The following is a 16830-nucleotide window of genomic DNA, read 5'->3' on the forward strand; positions in this document are numbered from 1 at the left end:
GTACGGCCGCCCTGCCCGACCACCGGCCCCCGACCCAGACCGGGCCGCAGGCCCCCAACCGCCACCACCAACGGCCCCCGCCCCGGCCGACCCCGCCACGGGGCACTCAGTCCTTGTGTACGGCCGCCCTGCCCGACCACCGGCCCCCGACCCAGACCGGGCCGCAGGCCCCCAACCGCCACCACCAACGGCCCCCGCCCCGGCCGACCCCGGCACGGGGCACTCAGTCCTTGTGTACGGTCCCGTCCGGGTCGAGCCCGCGGAAGGACAGGATCACGATCAGGATGCCGCCGCAGACGATGCCGGAGTCGGCGAGGTTGAAGACCGCGAAGTGCGCCGGGGCGATGAAGTCGACCACCGCGCCCTCGAAGACCCCCGGCGAGCGGAACAGCCGGTCGGTGAGGTTGCCGAAGGCGCCGCCGAGCAGCAGCCCGAGCGCGATCGCCCAGGGCAGGCTGTAGAGCTTGCGGGCGATCCGGGCGATCACCACGATCACCGCCACCGCGATCAGCGTGAGGAAGATCGTCAGCGCCTCGCCCATGCTGAACGCGGCGCCGCGGTTGCGGATCACGGTGAACTGCAGCAGCGTCCCGATGACCTGGATGGGCTCGTGGTGCTCCAGCTTCGCGACCACCAGCAGCTTGCTGCCCAGGTCGAGCAGGTAGACCAGGAGCGCGACCAGCAGCAGTGCGGTGATCCGCCGCTTGCCGCGGTCGGTGCCCTGTGCCGACGCCACCGCCCCTCCCCCCTCGGATCCCGCGGTGGAATCCGCGCCGGTCCCCCGCTCGGGTTCCGGCGTGCCGGTGATGCGTTCCGCCTCTGCCACGTGTGAGTCCCTCAGCCCGTTGTGTCCCCGGCCGGGCCGTGCCCGGCTGAACCACGAGAGTACGGCACACACCTGCGGTGCCGGGCAGTTCGGGTGCCGCCCACGACAACTACCGGCCGCCTCAGCGGCGCTCCTGTTTCTGTTTGCACTCCACGCACAGCGTCGCCCGCGGGAAGGCCTGCATCCGCGCCTTGCCGATGGGGTTGCCGCAGTTCTCGCAGAGCCCGTAGGTGCCCGCGTCCAGCCGGCCGAGGGCCCGCTCGGTCTGGTGGAGCATCTCGCGGGCGTTGGAGGCGAGCGCCAGCTCGTGCTCACGGGTGATGTTCTTGGTGCCGGTGTCGGCCTCGTCGTCGCCCGCTCCGTCGCCGGAGTCGCGCATCAGCCCGGCGATGGCGTCCTCGGCCGAGACGATCTCCAGGCGCAGCCGCGTCGTCTCCTCCATCAGCTCGGTCCGCGCCGCGGCGACCTCGTCGGGCGTCCAGGGGTCCTCGCCCGGCCGTACGGCGAGCTCCCCCGGCGCCGCGGCCACCCGGGCCATGGGCACCGCGGAGTCGTCGCCGTGGGCCTTGGCCGTCGCGGCCGCAGTCTTCTTCGCCACCACCGTCTTGGCTCCCGTCTTCTTAGCGGGCACCGCGGCCGTCTTGGCCGGAGCCTTCTTCGCGGTCTTCTTCGCGGTCTTCTTGGCGGCCGTCTTCTTCGCGGCCGTCTTCCCGGCCGCTGTTCCGGCCGTGGTCCTCTCCGGTGCGGTCGTGCCGGCCGCCGCCTTCTTCGCCGCCGTCTTCCTGGCCGCGGCCTTCTTCGGAGCTGTCTTCTTCGGTGCAGGCTGCTTCGCCGCGGCCTCGTCGGCAGGCGTCGTGCTCTGCTCCGCGGCGGTCTTCTTCGCCACCATGGCCGCGACCCCTTCACCTATGTGACTTTGTTCGCGAATCGTGACGGGAACGATAAATCGCCGCACGCCACGCGGCAACGGGACGCACCGCCCTCCCGGGGCCGCCACCCGGCCCCGACGTCCGTTCTGCCTCGTTTGTGCCCCGCTCCCCGGCCGGTAATCCGCCCGCCCGCGCGATGCCCGCCGGCTCGCCATTCGGGTCACGGCGCACCCTCGGACCGGGCGGGCGGACAGCGGCCGGAGCGCGGCACGGCGCGGTCCCCGGGACACCCTCGTACGGTGCCCCGGGGCCGGCCCCTCCCCCGGTCGCCGAAATCCGGTCGGCCGTTGTCGGCCCGGCCCCGTACACTGGGCCGAGCGAGAGGCATTGACGGGACGAGTAGCGCCGTACGCAGCCAGCAGCGACCCGGGGACGGTGGGAGCCCGGGGGTGTGCACGACGCGAAGATCACCCCGGAGCCGCCGGAAGAAAGCTTTGGACAGTGGGCTACGCCCACGGGCCGCCCAGGGCGAGTAGAACCGGCAGCGCGACCCCAATGAGGGGGCGGTGCAACGGCACCGCCAAGGAGGGTGGTACCGCGGGAGCCCAGGCTCTCGTCCCTCCGGACGGAGAACGCAGCAGGTGTCCGCCGGAGGAAGCCCCCGATGAGTCCGCAGCCCCAGTACCGCCAGGTACCCGCCCAGGTAGACCTCCCCGCCCTCGAGCACGCCGTGCTCGAGTTCTGGCAGGAGCAGAAGGTCTTCGCCCGCACCCTCCAGCAGTCCGAGGGCCGGCCCGAGTGGGTCTTCTACGAGGGCCCCCCGACCGCCAACGGCATGCCCGGCGCGCACCACATCGAGGCGCGCGTCTTCAAGGACGTCTTCCCCCGGTTCCGCACGATGCAGGGCTACCACGTCGACCGCAAGGCCGGCTGGGACTGCCACGGCCTCCCGGTCGAGCTGGCCGTGGAGAAGGAGCTGGGCTTCAGCGGCAAGAAGGACATCGAGGCGTACGGCATCGCCGAGTTCAACGCCAAGTGCCGCGAGTCGGTGACCCGCCACACCGACGCCTTCGCCGAGCTCACGACCCGTATGGGCTACTGGACCGACCTGGACGCCCCGTACCGCACGATGGACCCCGACTACATCGAGTCGGTGTGGTGGTCGCTGAAGGAGATCTTCACCAAGGGCCTGCTGGTCCAGGACCACCGCGTCGCCCCCTGGTGCCCGCGCTGCGGCACCGGCCTGTCGGACCACGAGCTGGCGCAGGGCTACGAGACCGTCGTCGACCCCTCGGTCTTCGTCCGCCTCCCGCTGACCTCCGGCCCGCTGGCCGGCCGGGCCGCACTGCTCATCTGGACGACCACCCCCTGGACCCTGGTCTCCAACACCGCCGTCGCCGCCCACCCCGACGTCACCTACGTCGTCGCCACCGACGGCAGCGAGCGGCTGGTCGTCGCCGAGCCGCTGCTGGAGAAGGCCCTCGGCGAGGGCTGGACCGCCACCGGCGAGTCCTTCACCGGCCGCGAGATGGAGCGCTGGGCCTATGAGCGCCCCTTCGACCTCGTCGAGCTGGAGGGCGCCAACATCGTCGTCAACGCCGAGTACGTCACCACCGACGACGGCACCGGCCTCGTCCACCAGGCCCCGGCCTTCGGCGAGGACGACCTCAGGACCTGCAAGGCGTACGGCCTGCCGGTGATCAACCCGGTCCGCCCGGACGGCACGTTCGAGGAGGAACTCCGCCTGGTGGGCGGCCAGTTCTTCAAGAAGGCCGACGAGACGCTGGTCGCCGACCTCGACGCCCGCGGCCTGCTCTTCCGCCACCTCGCCTACGAGCACAGCTACCCGCACTGCTGGCGCTGCCACACCGCGCTGCTCTACTACGCCCAGCCGTCGTGGTACATCCGCACCACCGCGGTCAAGGACGCCCTGCTGCGGGAGAACGAGAACACCAACTGGTTCCCCGAGTCGGTCAAGCACGGCCGCTTCGGCGACTGGCTCACCAACAACATCGACTGGGCGCTGTCGCGCAACCGCTACTGGGGCACCCCGCTTCCCCTCTGGCGCTGCGAGGAGGGCCACCTCACCTGCGTCGGCTCGCTCGCCGAGCTGACCGAGCTGACCGGCACCGACCAGTCCGGCCTGGACCCGCACCGCCCCTACATCGACGCGGTCACCTTCCCCTGCACCCACGAGGGCTGCGCGCTCACCGCCACCCGCGTCCCCGAGGTGATCGACGCCTGGTACGACTCGGGCTCGATGCCGTTCGCGCAGTGGGGCTACCCGTACCGCAACAAGGAGCTGTTCGAGAAGCGCTACCCGGCGCAGTTCATCTCGGAGGCCATCGACCAGACCCGCGGCTGGTTCTACACCCTGATGGCCGTCGGCACGCTCGTCTTCGACAAGTCCTCGTACGAAAACGTGGTCTGCCTCGGTCACATCCTCGCCGAGGACGGCCGGAAGATGTCCAAGCACCTGGGCAACACCCTCCAGCCGATCCCGCTCATGGACCAGCACGGCGCCGACGCGGTCCGCTGGTTCATGGCTGCCGGCGGCTCCCCCTGGGCGGCCCGCCGGGTCGGCCACGGCACCATCCAGGAAGTCGTCCGCAAGACCCTGCTGACGTACTGGAACACCGTCGCCTTCCAGGCGCTGTACGCCCGTACCTCCCAGTGGGCGCCGTCCGCCGCCGACCCGGCCCCGGCCGACCGCCCGCTGCTGGACCGCTGGCTGCTCGGCGAGCTGAACACCCTGGTCGAGCAGGTCACCGAGTCCCTGGAGACGTTCGACACCCAGCGGGCCGGCAAGCTGCTGTCGACCTTCGTCGACGACCTCTCCAACTGGTACGTCCGCCGCTCCCGCCGCCGCTTCTGGCAGGGCGACGCCGCGGCGCTGCGCACCCTCCACGAGGTCATCGAGACCGTCACCCGCCTCATGGCCCCGATCACCCCGTTCATCACCGAGCGGGTCTGGCAGGACCTGGTCGTCCCGGTCGCCCCGGAGGCCCCGGCGTCCGTCCACCTCTCCAGCTGGCCGGTCCCCGACCGCGCGCTCATCGACCCGGCGCTGTCCGGCCAGATGCAGCTGGTGCGGCGGCTGGTAGAGCTGGGCCGCGCCACCCGCGCCGAGTCGGGGGTGAAGACCCGCCAGCCGCTGTCCCGTGCGCTGGTGGCGGCCCACGGCTTCGCCGGCCTGCCCGAGGACCTGCGCGCGCAGATCGCCGAGGAGCTCAACGTCAGTTCCCTGGCCTCGCTGTCCGAGGTGGGCGGCTCGCTCGTCGACACCACCGCGAAGGCGAACTTCCGTGCCCTCGGCAAGCGGTTCGGCAAGGGCGTCCAGGCGGTCGCCAAGGCCGTCGCCGCCGCGGACGCCGCCGCCCTCTCGCTCGCGCTGCGCGAGGGGACGGCGAGCGTCGAGGTCGACGGGGAGCCCGTCGCGCTCGCCCCCGACGAGGTCATCATCACCGAGACCCCGCGCGAGGGCTGGTCGGTGGCCTCCGACGCGGGTGCCACGGTCGCCCTCGACCTGGAGATCACCCCGGAGCTGCGGCGGGCGGGCCTGGCCCGTGACGCGATCCGGCTGATCCAGGAGGCCCGCAAGAACAGCGGCCTGGACGTCGCCGACCGGATCGCGCTGCGCTGGCGGTCCACCGACGACGAGGTCCGCACGGCGCTGGCCGATCACGCCGGCCTGATCTCCGACGAGGTCCTCGCCGACGACTTCGCCCCCGGCGAGGGCGACGGGACCTACGGCTCCGCGTTCACCGACGAGAGCCTGTCCCTGACGTTCCAGCTGCGCAAGGCGTAGCCTCCGGCGTCCCGCGAAGCCCCCCGGTGCACCCCGCACCGGGGGGCTTCGCCGTTCCCGTCGACGCCTGACGACCCTGCGGACAAGTACACACAAAAGGGCCGGGCCCCGAAGGAGTGTTCCCTCGGGGCCCGGCCCTGATTGCCGACGGTGCGCGCTACGCGGACGTCAGTTGTCGTCCTCGTCGATGAGGAAGCCGCGCATCGGCGACGGCGTCTGCTGCATCGGCTGCGGGCTCTGCGGCCGCACCGGAGCCATCGGCTGGGTCATCGCCGGCGACATCTGCTGCTGACCGCCGCCGTAGGACGGACCACCGTTGGACTGACCGGCCATGGAGTGGTTGCCGCCCATCTGCTGGCCGCCACCCATGGTGTGGTTGCCGCCCATGGTGCCGGCACCGGCCGACGCCATCGACGGGGACGGCGGCAGCGAAGCGGTCGCCGGGGTCCGCGGCGGGGCCAGCGAGTCGTCGGCCTGGTTCTCCAGCTGACGCAGCTGGCTCTCCAGGTACGACTTCAGCCGCGTGCGGTACTCGCGCTCGAAGCCGCGCAGGTCCTCGACCTTGCGCTCCAGCGTCGCGCGGGCCGACTCCAGCGAACCCATCGCCACGCGGTGCTTCTCCTGCGCGTCCCGCTCCAGCGCGTCGGCCTTGGCGCGGGCGTCCCGCTCCAGGCCCTCGGCACGGCTGCGCGCCTCGCCGACGATCTTGTTGGCCTCCGAACGGGCCTCCGCGATCGCCTGGTCGGCGGTCTGCTGTGCCAGCGACAGCACGCGAGCGGCGCTGTCACCGCCGGGGCCGCCCTGCTGGGCAGCCTGCGGCAGCTGCGGTCCGCCGGGGCCGCCCATCGGGCCGCCCATCGGACCGCCGGGACCCATCGGACCGGGGCCGTGCGGGCCCTGCGGACCGGGGCCGTGGCCACCGGGACCTGGAGGCAGCTGAGGTGCTCCACCGGGCAGTTGGGGAGGTCCACCCATCCCCTGCTGCTGCTGCGGCGGCACCGGCTGCGGACCGGATATGGCGGCGGGCACCGGAGCCCCGGGCCGCTGCTGCTGGTCCTGCTGCTGGTCGGGTCCCTTGCGCAGCCCCTGCTGCTGCTGGTTCTGCGCCGCGGCGCGGGTGGCAGCGGCCAGCTTGGCGCGAAGGTCCTCGTTCTCCCGCAGGAGCCGGGTCAGTTCGGCTTCGACCTCATCGAGGAAGGCATCGACCTCGTCCTCGTCATAGCCTTCTCGGAGGCGGACGGTCGTGAACTGCTTGTTCCGCACGTCCTCGGGGGTCAACGGCATCTCTACTTCACCTCAACGTAGTCGTCGGCAATCGGCAAGACCGTATCGTTCACACCAACAACACCGTCCTCACGACGGTGATCAGGATGTACACGATGATCATCAATACGAAGAAGGACAGGTCGAGCGCCACGCCCCCGAGACGCAGCGGCGGAATTACCCGCCGCAGAAGCTTGAGTGGCGGATCAGTGACAGTGTAGGCGGCCTCAAGAATGACCACCATCGCCTTGCCGGGTTGCCATGAACGGGCGAACTGGAAGACATAGTCCATCACCAGCCGGAAGATCAACACGATCAGGAAGCAGTACAGCGCGATGTAGATCACCTGACCAAAGACACTCATCTCGCGCTGTCCCTCTCCCCTTGCCTTGCTCTGTGTTGGCCTCACGGCCGCGGTGTGCCCGGTGTTGCGTCTCAGCTCTGGTTGAAGAACCCGCCCTCTGCGATGCGGGCCTTGTCCTCCGCCGTGACATCGACGTTAGCAGGCGACAACAGGAACACCTTCTGCGTCACCCGCTCGATGCTGCCGTGAAGACCAAACACCAAACCGGCCGCAAAGTCGACAAGTCGCTTCGCGTCGGTGTCGTCCATCTCCGTGAGATTCATGATCACCGGAGTGCCCTCGCGGAAGTGTTCCCCGATGGTACGGGCTTCGTTGTAGGTCCGGGGATGCAGTGTGGTGATGCGGTAGGGCTCCCGCTCGGACACAACCTTGGGCATGATCACCGGTGCGTTCTTCTCCAGATTTGGACGTTCGGGTGTGATGGATGCCACGGGGGCGATTCGCGCGGGTCGTCCGTTTTCCACGGTGAGCGGGGCCGGTTCACGTTGCGCCGGAGGTGTCACGGCGCGGACGGGTTCCTCCCTTTCGGGGGGAATTTCGGCCTGCACTGGGTGCTGTTGACGCCGCCCCCGGTCGGGCTCCGGGTCAAGCTCGGGCTCGAACTCGTCATCGGGGTCGAACCCCCGGCCGTCGTACCCATCGTCCTCCACGAGGCCGAGGTAGACCGCCATCTTGCGCATCGCGCCGGCCATTCTCTGCGTCCTCCGCTCTGTGGTGGATCGGCTCCGTCACCAGGGGCCTTGGATCCACGCGGCCTGCCCGCTTTTTGCGGGAATGACCATATTTTGTGCTGTGGTCCGACTTGCTTGGCGACGTTACCGGAGCCGTGGTCGGACTCCGAGTACCGCAGTGCCGACGCGCACATGTGTCGCCCCGGCCGCCACGGCTTCTTCGAGGTCCGCGCTCATGCCTGCGGACACCATGGTGGCAGCAGGATGAGCCGCGCGCAGGTCGGATGAGATTTCCATGAGCCGCTCGAAAGCGGCGAGTTCACGCCCCGCGTAGGGCCCGGCCAGCGGGGCGACCGTCATCACACCGTCCAGCCGCAGACCTTGGGCCCCGGCGACGGCCTCGGCGAGCGCCTCGACCCCGTCGGGGGCCACCCCGCCGCGCTCGCCCCGCTCGCCCGACTCCGCGTCGAGCGCCACCTGGATCAGACACCCCAGTTCGCGCCCGGCGCGCACCGCCTCCTTGGAGAGTGCGGTGACGAGCCGGGTCCGGTCGATCGACTGAACAATTCCGGCATAACCGGCCACAGAACGCACCTTGTTCGTCTGCAGTTGACCGACGAAGTGCCAAGTAAGCGGCACATCAGCACATTCCGCGGCCTTGGGTGCCGCCTCCTGGTCGCGGTTCTCCGCGACCTGGCGCACCCCGAGTTCCGCGAGCAACCGGACATCGCTCGCGGGATAGGTCTTGGTGACCACGATCAGGGTCACCTCGTCGCGCGGCCGGCCGGCCCGGGCGCAAGCGGCGGAGATACGTTCCTCCACCCGCGCCAGGTTCTCGGCCAGTTGCGTCTTGCGGTCGTCCGTCACAGCTCGGCCTCCCCCAGCCGCGGGCCGGGGGTCTCCCCGAGCCATACATAGCTCGCGAGCCGTCCCGTCGTACGGTCGCGCCGGTAAGAGAAGTGGTCGGCGGATTCGCGGGTGCAGATGTGGGAATCGTCACGCACCAGCACGCCCGCCGCGGCGAGTTGGGCCCGTACACCCGCGGTGACGTCCACCGCGGGAGTGCCCCAACTGGTCGTCGCGCGGGCCTCGGGCACCACCGCGGCGACGTCGGACCGCATCGCCTCGGGCACCTCGTAGCACCGCCCGCAGATCGCCGGTCCGGTGTGCGCGACGATCCGTGCCGGCACCGCCCCCTGCTTCACCATGGTCTCGACGACCGCCGGGACGACCCCGGCGACCAGACCGGGCCGGCCGGCGTGCGCGGCCCCCGCGATCCCGGCGACCGGATCGGCCAGCAGGACCGGGGTGCAGTCGGCGGTCAGCACGGCGAGCGCGAGCCCCCTGCGGTCCGTCACCACCGCGTCGACACCGGGGACCTCGTCGCCGTGCCACGGTCCGTCGACCACCGCGACGTCCCGGCCGTGCACCTGGTTCATCCAGACCACCGCGGCCGGGTCGAGGCCGAGTTCCGCGGCGGCCCGCGCCCGGTTGGCGTGGACGGCCTGCGGGTCGTCGCCGACCGCGCCGCCCAGGTTGAGCTGCTCATACGGAGCGGCGCTCACCCCGCCCCACCTGTCGGTGAAGGCGAAGTGCGCGCCGCTCTCGTGGTGCTGTTGCCCTATCACTTCGGTGCTTTACGTCACTTCAGGAAGTCGGGGACGTCGAGTTCCTCGGCGGCGGAGTCCGAGTACGGACGGGCCGGGGGAACCTGCGGGGCGCTCGCCGGGGGCGAGGGGACCTCGCCCAGCGCCGGGGACTCGGCCGGGGCCGGCTCCTCGTCGCGCACGGGCACCGAACCCAGTCCGCCGAAGGACGACGAACGCGGCTCCGGCGGGGTGGCCGGACGGCTCGGGGCCGGGGCGGCGGGCTCCTCGCGCTTCTGCGACGACAGTGCCGACTGGGCGTCGCGGCGGGCCGGCGGCTGGCCGCCGTCGAAGCCCGCGGCGATGACCGTCACCCGGACCTCGTCGCCCAGCGCGTCGTCGATGACCGCACCGAAGATGATGTTGGCTTCCGGGTGCGCGGCCTCGCTGACCAGCTGAGCGGCCTCGTTGATCTCGAAGAGACCGAGGTCGGAACCGCCGGAGATGGAGAGCAGCACCCCGCGGGCGCCGTCGATGGAGGCCTCCAGGAGCGGCGAGGAGATCGCCATCTCCGCCGCGGCCACCGCGCGGTCGTCGCCGCGTGCCGAGCCGATTCCCATGAGCGCGGAACCGGCCTCCGACATCACGGACTTGACGTCGGCGAAGTCGAGGTTGATCAGACCCGGTGTGGTGATCAGGTCGGTGATGCCCTGGACACCCGACAGCAGCACCTGGTCCGCGGACTTGAACGCGTCGAGCACGCTCACCTGGCGGTCCGAGATGGACAGCAGCCGGTCGTTGGGAATCACGATGAGGGTGTCGACCTCTTCGCGCAGCTGGGCGATGCCGTCCTCGGCCTGGTTGGCGCGACGGCGGCCCTCGAAGGTGAACGGCCGGGTGACCACGCCGATCGTCAGGGCGCCCAGCGAGCGGGCGATGTTGGCGACGACGGGTGCACCGCCGGTGCCGGTGCCGCCGCCCTCACCCGCGGTCACGAAGACCATGTCGGCCCCCTTGAGGACCTCCTCGATCTCCTCGCGGTGGTCCTCGGCCGCCTTCCGACCCACATCCGGGTTGGCGCCGGCGCCGAGTCCGCGCGTCATTTCGCGGCCGACGTCGAGCTTGACGTCGGCGTCGCTCATCAGCAGCGCCTGCGCATCGGTGTTGATCGCGATGAACTCGACGCCCTTGAGCCCGACCTCGATCATCCGGTTGATGGCGTTCACGCCACCGCCGCCGATGCCGACGACCTTGATGACTGCGAGGTAGTTCTGCGGTGCTGCCACGTCGAAGGCCTCTCGCCTCGAGTTACGTGTCGTCGCCGCACGTGCGTGTGGACGCCGACTGATGCCGATGGGACGGTTCGTATCGCCGACCCGAACCCTAACGTTGAAGTTTAGGGTTACCTGTGCCTGTGTTCCTTGGTTCCATAGTCCCTTTGGAACGAGACACTAAGTCGACAAGGCGCGCGCGTTCAACGAACACGCCGAACCTCCCGTTTTTCTTTTCACCCTATGTGATCACCCATAGTCGTAGCCATCCAGGGTGCTGGCCTGCGCCTGCGGGCGTCAACTCCCGGACACCGCAGGGGCACTGGGGACCGAGACGTCGAAGTGGCGCCCGTCGTGCGCCGCTTTCAGCAGCGCGGTCAGCACCTTTGCCTTTTCGGCGCCCTCTTCGCGGCTGCCCCACGCGACCGTGCGGCCGCCGGTCAGTTCGAGGGTGACGGCGTCGTAGGACCGTACACGGACCTTGCGCAGGTCCGTGCGCACGGCCCGGGGAAGGTCCCGGGCGACCGCGACCGCCGCCCGTCGCAACCGGTCGATTCCGAACCGGTGCAGACTCGGGGAGTCGGATGCGGTCATTTCCAGAAGCGGAACGCCCCGGGGGGCCGCGCTGACGGTGGCGAACCGGACGCCCTCGGCGTCCACTTCGACAAACTTTCCGCCCGCCCGCATCACCAGTTCCGGCTTCCTTTCGGTCACTTTCAGACCGATCGTGTGCGGCCAGGACCGCTCGACGTCAACGGTCTTGATGCGCGGCAGCCGTACGCGCAGCCGGTGGGCGAGCGCGTCCGTGTCCACGGAGGCCAGCGGCTCGTTCATCGGGGCGCGCGCCGCCGCGACGACCTCATGTGGCGTCAGAACGCTGGTGCCGGTGACCCTGACGCGTTCCACCCGAAGCCAGTTCGAGGCGTAGAGGGCCCAGACGCCGAACGCGCCGAGCAGCGCCGTGGCGGCCAGGATGATGATCAGACCACGGCGGCCCGGCGCGCGAAGGGGAATGCGCGCCCGCCACGACCCCGGTGCGCGGGGTGGCGCGGCGGAGGGCGGGCCGGACGGTGACTTCTTCTCGCCGCGTCGGGCGGTTGCCGGTCCGGCCACGCTCCCCTGCCTTCTCTCGTGCGCTACTTGTTGTGCTGCGCGATCGCCTCGTACACCATGCCGACCAGCAGCTCGTCGGCGTCCCTGCGGCCGAACTCGGAGGCCGCGCGGGACATCTCGTACAGCCGGTGCGGATCGGCCAGGACCGGGAGCACGCTGTTCTGCACCCAGTCCGGGGTCAGCTGGGCGTCGTCGACCAGCAGGCCCCCGCCGGCGTTGACCAGCGGCTGGGCGTTGAGCCGCTGCTCGCCGTTGCCGATGGGCAGCGGGACGAACGCGGCCGGCAGCCCGACGGCGGACAACTCGGCGACGGTCATCGCGCCCGCGCGGCAGAGCATCATGTCGGCCGCGGCGTACGCGAGATCCATCCGGTCCACGTACGGTACCGGGACATAGGGGGGCATCCCGGGCATGTTGTCCGCGTGCGGCAGTTCGTTCTTCGGACCGACCGCGTGCAGCACCTGGATGCCGGCGCGCTGGAGGACCGGCACGGCGGCCTGGATGACCTCGTTCAGGCGGCGGGCGCCCTGGGAACCGCCGGACACCAGCAGGGTCGGGAGGTTGGGGTCGAGACCGAAGGCCGCGCGCGCCTCGGGGCGGACCGCGGCGCGGTCCAGGGTGGCGATGGTGCGGCGCAGCGGGATGCCGACGTAGCGGGCGCCGCGCAGCTTGCTGTCGGGGGTGCTGACGGCGACGAACTTGGCGTACCGCGAGCCGATCTTGTTGGCCAGGCCGGGGCGGGCGTTGGCCTCGTGGACGATGATCGGCACGCCGAGGCGCTTGGCGGCGAGGTAGCCGGGCAGCGCCACATAGCCGCCGAAGCCGACGACGCAGTCCGCCTTCGTGCGCTCCAGGATCTGCTCGGCGGCCTTGATCGTGCCGCGCAGCCGCCCGGGGACGGTGATCAGTTCGGGCGTGGGCTTGCGCGGCAGCGGTACGGCCGGGATGAGACCCAGCTCATAGCCGCGTTCCGGGACGAGCCGGGTCTCCAGGCCCTTCTCCGTACCGAGTGCCGTGATCCCCACGGTGGGGTCCTGCCTCCGCAGTGCGTCCGCGAGGGCGAGCGCGGGCTCGATGTGGCCGGCGGTCCCCCCACCGGCGAGTACGACATGCACCGAAATTCACCGCTCTCCGGACGGCCGCTTCTTGACGCGCCGTCTCATCGTCTTCCATCTCACCCCAGCCGGTCTCCTTCCGGAAACCGGCCTCCGCGCCGACCGTGCCGACAACGCCACCCGTGCAGCGGGCTCGTCACGCGCGAAGGCGATCAGCAGCCCGATGGCGAACATCGTCGGCAGCAGGGCCGAGCCTCCGTAGGAGAACAGCGGGAGCGGGACACCGGCGATCGGCAACAGGCCGAGCACCGCACCGATGTTGATCACGGCCTGCGCCGTGATCCAGGTGGTCACGCCTCCCGCGGCGTACCGTACGAAGGGGTCCTCCGTGCGTCCGGCCACGCGGATACCCGCATAGCCTAGAGCCGCGAAGAGGGCGAGCACCGACAGCGTCCCCGCCAGACCCAGTTCCTCCCCGGTGATGGCGAAGATGAAGTCGGTGTGCGGTTCGGGGAGTTCTCCCCATTTTTCCATACTCGCGCCGAGGCCCGAACCGAAGAATCCGCCGGAGGCCAGGGCGTAGATGCCGTGCACGGCCTGCCAGCACTGGTCGCCGGGGCCCGGGTCGGTCGCGCCGATGCAGGCCAGGCGGGACATCCGGTTGGCGCTGGTCTTGATCAGCAGCGCCCCGATCAGCGTGGCGCCGCCCAGCACCCCCACGAACAGCCGGGTCGGGGCACCGGCCAGCCACAGCAGCCCGAAGAGGATCGCCGTGAGAATGATCGCGGTGCCCATGTCACCGCCGAGCATGATCAGCCCGAGCAGCAGGAAGGCCACCGGGATCAGCGGCACCAGCAGGTGCTTCCACTGCACCAGCAGCCTCTTGTCCTGTTTGCGGGCCAGCAGGTCGGCGCCCCACAGCACCAGCGCGAGCTTGCCGAACTCGCTCGGTTGCATCTGGAAAGGGCCGCCGAGGTTGATCCAGTTCTGGTTCCCGTTGACCGCGACCCCTATGCCCGGGATCTGCACCAGGCACATCAGGAACACCGAGACGGCGAGCAGCGGATAGGCCAGCGTGCGGTGCAGCCGCACCGTCATCCGGGAGGCGGCCAGCAGCAGCCCGCCGCCCAGGACGGCGGCGAGCAGCTGCTTGCGGAAGAAGTACGTCGGGGCCAGGCCGGACTGCAGCGCCTTGATCTGGGACGCCGAGTAGACCATCACCAGCCCCAGGACGGTGATCAGCAGGCTGCCGCCGAGGATCAGGTAGTACGCGGTCAGCGGGCGGTCCCAGGCCCGTTTGAGGCGGGTGTGGAGCCCCCGGGGGCCGCCGGGTCCGCGGGCCGTGCGCGGCGCGCGCAGCGGGGACGGGCGGCCCGGACGCGACGGGGCCGGCTTCGCCGATCGGGCCGTCATCCTCGTCCCCTCCACAGGTGCGCGCGCCGCCGGCTGACGACGACAGCGGGGAGAAACGGTCTAGTGATCCCGTGCGGTCAGCTCACCGACCGCGTCGGCGAAGGCCTCGCCCCGCTTGTTGTAATTGACGAACATGTCCATCGAGGCACAGGCCGGAGCCAGCAGGACGGTGTCGCCGGGCTCGGCCAGGCGGGCCGCTTCCCGGACCGCCTCGGACATCGCCCCAGTGTCGGTCCGGTCGAGGTCGACCACCGGCACATCGGGGGCGTGTCGCGCCAGGGCTTCGCGAATCAGCGCCCGATCGGCACCGATCAGCACCGCACCGCGCAGCCGGGCCGCCGACTTCTGCACCAGCTCGTCGAAGGTCGCGCCCTTGGCGAGGCCGCCGGCGATCCACACGATGTGCTCGTACGCCGCCAACGACGCCTCGGCGGCGTGGGTGTTGGTGGCCTTGGAGTCGTCGATGTAGGCGACGCCGCCGAGCTCGGCGACGTGCTGGATGCGGTGGGCGTCCGGGTGGAAGGCGCGCAGTCCGTCACGGACGGCGGCGGGCCGGACGCCGAAGGCACGGGCCAGCGCCGCCGCCGCGAGGGCGTTGGCGATGTTGTGCGGGGCGGGGGTCCCGGAGCCGGGCGCGATGTCGGAGACCTCGGCGAGCTCCTGGGCCTGCTGCTGCCGGTTCTCCACGAAGGCGCGGTCGACGAGGATGCCCTCGACGACGCCCAGTTGGGAGGGGCCGGGGGTGCCGAGGGTGAAGCCGATGGCGCGGCAGCCCTCCTCGACGTCGGCCTCGCGCACCAGGTCCTCGGTCGCCTTGTCGGCCGCGTTGTAGACGCAGGCGACGGTGTTGCCCTCGTAGATCCGGCCCTTGTCCGCGGCGTACGCCTGCATGGATCCGTGCCAGTCGAGGTGGTCGGGCGCGAGGTTGAGGACCACGGCGGAGTGGGCGCGCAGCGACGGCGCCCAGTGCAGCTGGTAGCTGGAGAGCTCGACGGCGAGCACGTCGTAGGGCTGCGCGCCGTCCCGGCCCTGGCCGAGGACCACATCGATGATCGGGGTGCCGATGTTGCCGACGGCCGCGGTGTGCAGCCCTTCGGCGGCCAGGATCGAGGCCAGCATCCGGACCGTGGTGGTCTTGCCGTTGGTGCCGGTGACCGCGAGCCAGGCCGCGGCCGGCTGTCCCGAGGGGGATTCGCGCAGCCGCCAGGCGATCTCCACGTCACCGACCACGTCCACCCCGGCCGCGGCGGCCGCCGCGAACAGCGGGCTGTCCGGCTTCCAGCCGGGCGAGGTGACGACGAGGTCCGTCCCCTCGGGGAGGGTCGCGCCGTCGCCGAGGCGGACGGTGATCCCCTCCGCCGCCAGCTCCTGCGCGGCGGCCCGCTGCTTCTCGCCGTCGCCGCCGTCCACGACGGTGATCCGGGCGCCGAGGCCGGCCAGCGCGCGGGCGGCACTGATGCCGCTCACGCCCAGGCCGGCGACGGTGATGTGCTGGCCGGCGAAGTCCGCCGGGCTCGGGGTGCTCACTTGGCCGCCTGCCAGCCGCCGTAGAAGATGCCGAGTCCGACGATCACGCACATGCCCTGGATGATCCAGAATCTGACCACCACCAGGACTTCCGACCACCCCTTGAGTTCGAAGTGGTGTTGGAGCGGCGCCATCCGGAAGACCCGCTTGCCGGTGAGCCGGAACGAGCCGACCTGGATGACCACCGACATGGTGATCAGGACGAAGAGACCGCCGAGGATGGCCAGCAGCAGCTCCGTACGGGAGCAGATGGCCAGACCGGCCAGCGCGCCGCCCAGGGCCAGCGAACCGGTGTCCCCCATGAAGATCTTGGCGGGGGAGGTGTTCCACCACAGGAAGCCGAAGCAGGCGCCCATCAGTGCCGAGGCGACGACCGCGAGGTCGAGCGGATCGCGGACCTCGTAACAGGCCGGCCCGGCGGTGATCTGGTTGGCGCACGACTCCTGGTGCTGCCAGATGCCGATGAAGGTGTACGCGCCGAAGACCATCACCGAGGCGCCGGTGGCGAGGCCGTCGAGGCCGTCGGTGAGGTTCACGCCGTTGGACATCGCCAGGATCATGAACAGCGCCCAGATCACGAAGATCACCGGGCCGATCTGCCAGCCGAAGTCCTGGGTGAAGGAGAGCCGGTCGGACGCCGGGGTCTGCCCGCGCAGATCGGCGAACTGCAGCGAGAGCACGGCGAAGGCGATGCCGACGATCAGCTGGCCGGCCATCTTCGCCTTGGCCCGCAGGCCCAGCGAACGCTGCTTGACGATCTTGATGTAGTCGTCGAGGAAGCCGACCAGGCCCATGCCCGCGAAGAGGAAGAGCACCAGCACACCGGAGAAGGTGGGATCGCTGGAGGTGATCACCTTCGTCACGACGTAGGCGATGATCGTGGCCAGGATGAAGGAGATGCCGCCCATGGTGGGCGTGCCCTTCTTGCTGCCGTGGGTGCGCGGGCCGTCATCGCGGATGAACTGCCCGTACCCCTTCTTGGCCAGCAGCTTGATCAGCAGCGGGGTGCCGATCAGGGTCAGGAAGAGCCCGATCGTTCCGGAGAAGAGGATCTGCTTCATCGA

At 70.7% G+C, this 16830-nt stretch carries 14 protein-coding genes; 1 reads left to right on the top strand and 13 read right to left on the bottom strand.

Features of this window, described 5'->3' with window-relative positions; genetic code table 11:
- Positions 1-223 precede the first annotated feature (223 nt).
- Both lspA and AB0411_RS35280 read right to left on the bottom strand, forming a co-directional pair.
- Complete coding sequence (gene lspA / locus AB0411_RS35275) at positions 224-826, bottom strand: signal peptidase II (RefSeq protein WP_366421326.1); 603 nt, start codon at positions 824-826, stop codon at positions 224-226.
- A gap of 121 nt (positions 827-947) precedes the next feature.
- Positions 948-1715: a TraR/DksA family transcriptional regulator gene (locus AB0411_RS35280; protein ID WP_366421327.1), complete on the bottom strand. Its 768-nt coding sequence runs from the start codon at positions 1713-1715 to the stop codon at positions 948-950.
- A 644-nt stretch (positions 1716-2359) separates the two neighbouring features.
- Between AB0411_RS35280 and ileS the strand changes: the two genes are divergently transcribed.
- Positions 2360-5503, top strand: coding sequence for an isoleucine--tRNA ligase (ileS, locus tag AB0411_RS35285; protein WP_366421328.1), 3144 nt, complete (start codon positions 2360-2362; stop codon positions 5501-5503).
- Positions 5504-5671: 168 nt separating this feature from the next.
- Here the strand turns inward: ileS and AB0411_RS35290 are convergent, their stop codons facing one another.
- The 11 genes from AB0411_RS35290 to mraY form a co-directional block, all read right to left on the bottom strand.
- The gene (locus AB0411_RS35290) at positions 5672-6787 is read right to left on the bottom strand and encodes a DivIVA domain-containing protein (protein WP_366421329.1); all 1116 of its coding nucleotides are present in this window, start codon (positions 6785-6787) and stop codon (positions 5672-5674) included.
- Between the two features lie 49 nt (positions 6788-6836).
- Positions 6837-7130: a YggT family protein gene (locus AB0411_RS35295; protein ID WP_085924893.1), complete on the bottom strand. Its 294-nt coding sequence runs from the start codon at positions 7128-7130 to the stop codon at positions 6837-6839.
- A 71-nt stretch (positions 7131-7201) separates the two neighbouring features.
- Positions 7202-7822: a cell division protein SepF gene (locus AB0411_RS35300; protein WP_366421330.1), complete on the bottom strand. Its 621-nt coding sequence runs from the start codon at positions 7820-7822 to the stop codon at positions 7202-7204.
- Between the two features lie 123 nt (positions 7823-7945).
- Positions 7946-8713, bottom strand: a complete 768-nt coding sequence (locus AB0411_RS35305; RefSeq protein ID WP_437044362.1) for a YggS family pyridoxal phosphate-dependent enzyme — start codon at positions 8711-8713, stop codon at positions 7946-7948.
- On the bottom strand, positions 8665-9429 hold the full coding sequence (gene pgeF / locus AB0411_RS35310) for a peptidoglycan editing factor PgeF (RefSeq protein WP_366421332.1): 765 nt from the start codon (positions 9427-9429) through the stop codon (positions 8665-8667). The genes AB0411_RS35305 and pgeF overlap by 49 nt, the downstream gene beginning before the upstream one ends.
- Before the next feature lie 14 nt (positions 9430-9443).
- Positions 9444-10673 carry a cell division protein FtsZ gene (ftsZ, locus tag AB0411_RS35315; RefSeq protein ID WP_366421333.1) on the bottom strand — a complete coding sequence of 410 codons (1230 nt, stop codon included), beginning with the start codon at positions 10671-10673 and terminating at the stop codon, positions 9444-9446.
- Between the two features lie 282 nt (positions 10674-10955).
- Entirely contained in the window at positions 10956-11771 is an 816-nt protein-coding gene (locus AB0411_RS35320) for a cell division protein FtsQ/DivIB (RefSeq protein ID WP_366421334.1), read from the bottom strand.
- Between the two features lie 23 nt (positions 11772-11794).
- Entirely contained in the window at positions 11795-12886 is a 1092-nt protein-coding gene (gene murG, locus AB0411_RS35325; protein ID WP_366421335.1) for an undecaprenyldiphospho-muramoylpentapeptide beta-N-acetylglucosaminyltransferase, read from the bottom strand.
- Between the two features lie 6 nt (positions 12887-12892).
- Positions 12893-14239: a putative lipid II flippase FtsW gene (gene ftsW, locus AB0411_RS35330; protein WP_366421336.1), complete on the bottom strand. Its 1347-nt coding sequence runs from the start codon at positions 14237-14239 to the stop codon at positions 12893-12895.
- A 60-nt stretch (positions 14240-14299) separates the two neighbouring features.
- Positions 14300-15766 (bottom strand): UDP-N-acetylmuramoyl-L-alanine--D-glutamate ligase, encoded by a 1467-nt coding sequence (gene murD / locus AB0411_RS35335; RefSeq protein ID WP_366421337.1) that lies wholly within the window; start codon positions 15764-15766, stop codon positions 14300-14302.
- Positions 15763-16827 carry a phospho-N-acetylmuramoyl-pentapeptide-transferase gene (gene mraY / locus AB0411_RS35340; protein ID WP_366421362.1) on the bottom strand — a complete coding sequence of 355 codons (1065 nt, stop codon included), beginning with the start codon at positions 16825-16827 and terminating at the stop codon, positions 15763-15765. The genes murD and mraY overlap by 4 nt, the downstream gene beginning before the upstream one ends.
- Positions 16828-16830: the final 3 nt, after the last annotated feature.

It is taken from the genome of Streptomyces angustmyceticus, assembly GCF_040701845.1.
Classification (GTDB): Bacteria; Actinomycetota; Actinomycetes; order Streptomycetales; family Streptomycetaceae; genus Streptomyces; species Streptomyces angustmyceticus_A.

Excerpts from the sequence above, each read along its gene's own strand:
- AB0411_RS35280 (WP_366421327.1), bottom strand. The coding sequence starts at position 1,715 with ATGGTGGCGAAGAAGACCGCCGCGGAGCAGAGCACGACGCCTGCCGAC.
- ileS (WP_366421328.1), top strand. The coding sequence starts at position 2,360 with ATGAGTCCGCAGCCCCAGTACCGCCAGGTACCCGCCCAGGTAGACCTC.
- AB0411_RS35290 (WP_366421329.1), bottom strand. The coding sequence starts at position 6,787 with ATGCCGTTGACCCCCGAGGACGTGCGGAACAAGCAGTTCACGACCGTC.
- AB0411_RS35295 (WP_085924893.1), bottom strand. The coding sequence starts at position 7,130 with ATGAGTGTCTTTGGTCAGGTGATCTACATCGCGCTGTACTGCTTCCTG.
- AB0411_RS35300 (WP_366421330.1), bottom strand. The coding sequence starts at position 7,822 with ATGGCCGGCGCGATGCGCAAGATGGCGGTCTACCTCGGCCTCGTGGAG.
- AB0411_RS35305 (WP_437044362.1), bottom strand. The coding sequence starts at position 8,713 with ATGGCTCGGGGAGACCCCCGGCCCGCGGCTGGGGGAGGCCGAGCTGTG.
- ftsW (WP_366421336.1), bottom strand. The coding sequence starts at position 14,239 with ATGACGGCCCGATCGGCGAAGCCGGCCCCGTCGCGTCCGGGCCGCCCG.
- mraY (WP_366421362.1), bottom strand. The coding sequence starts at position 16,827 with ATGAAGCAGATCCTCTTCTCCGGAACGATCGGGCTCTTCCTGACCCTG.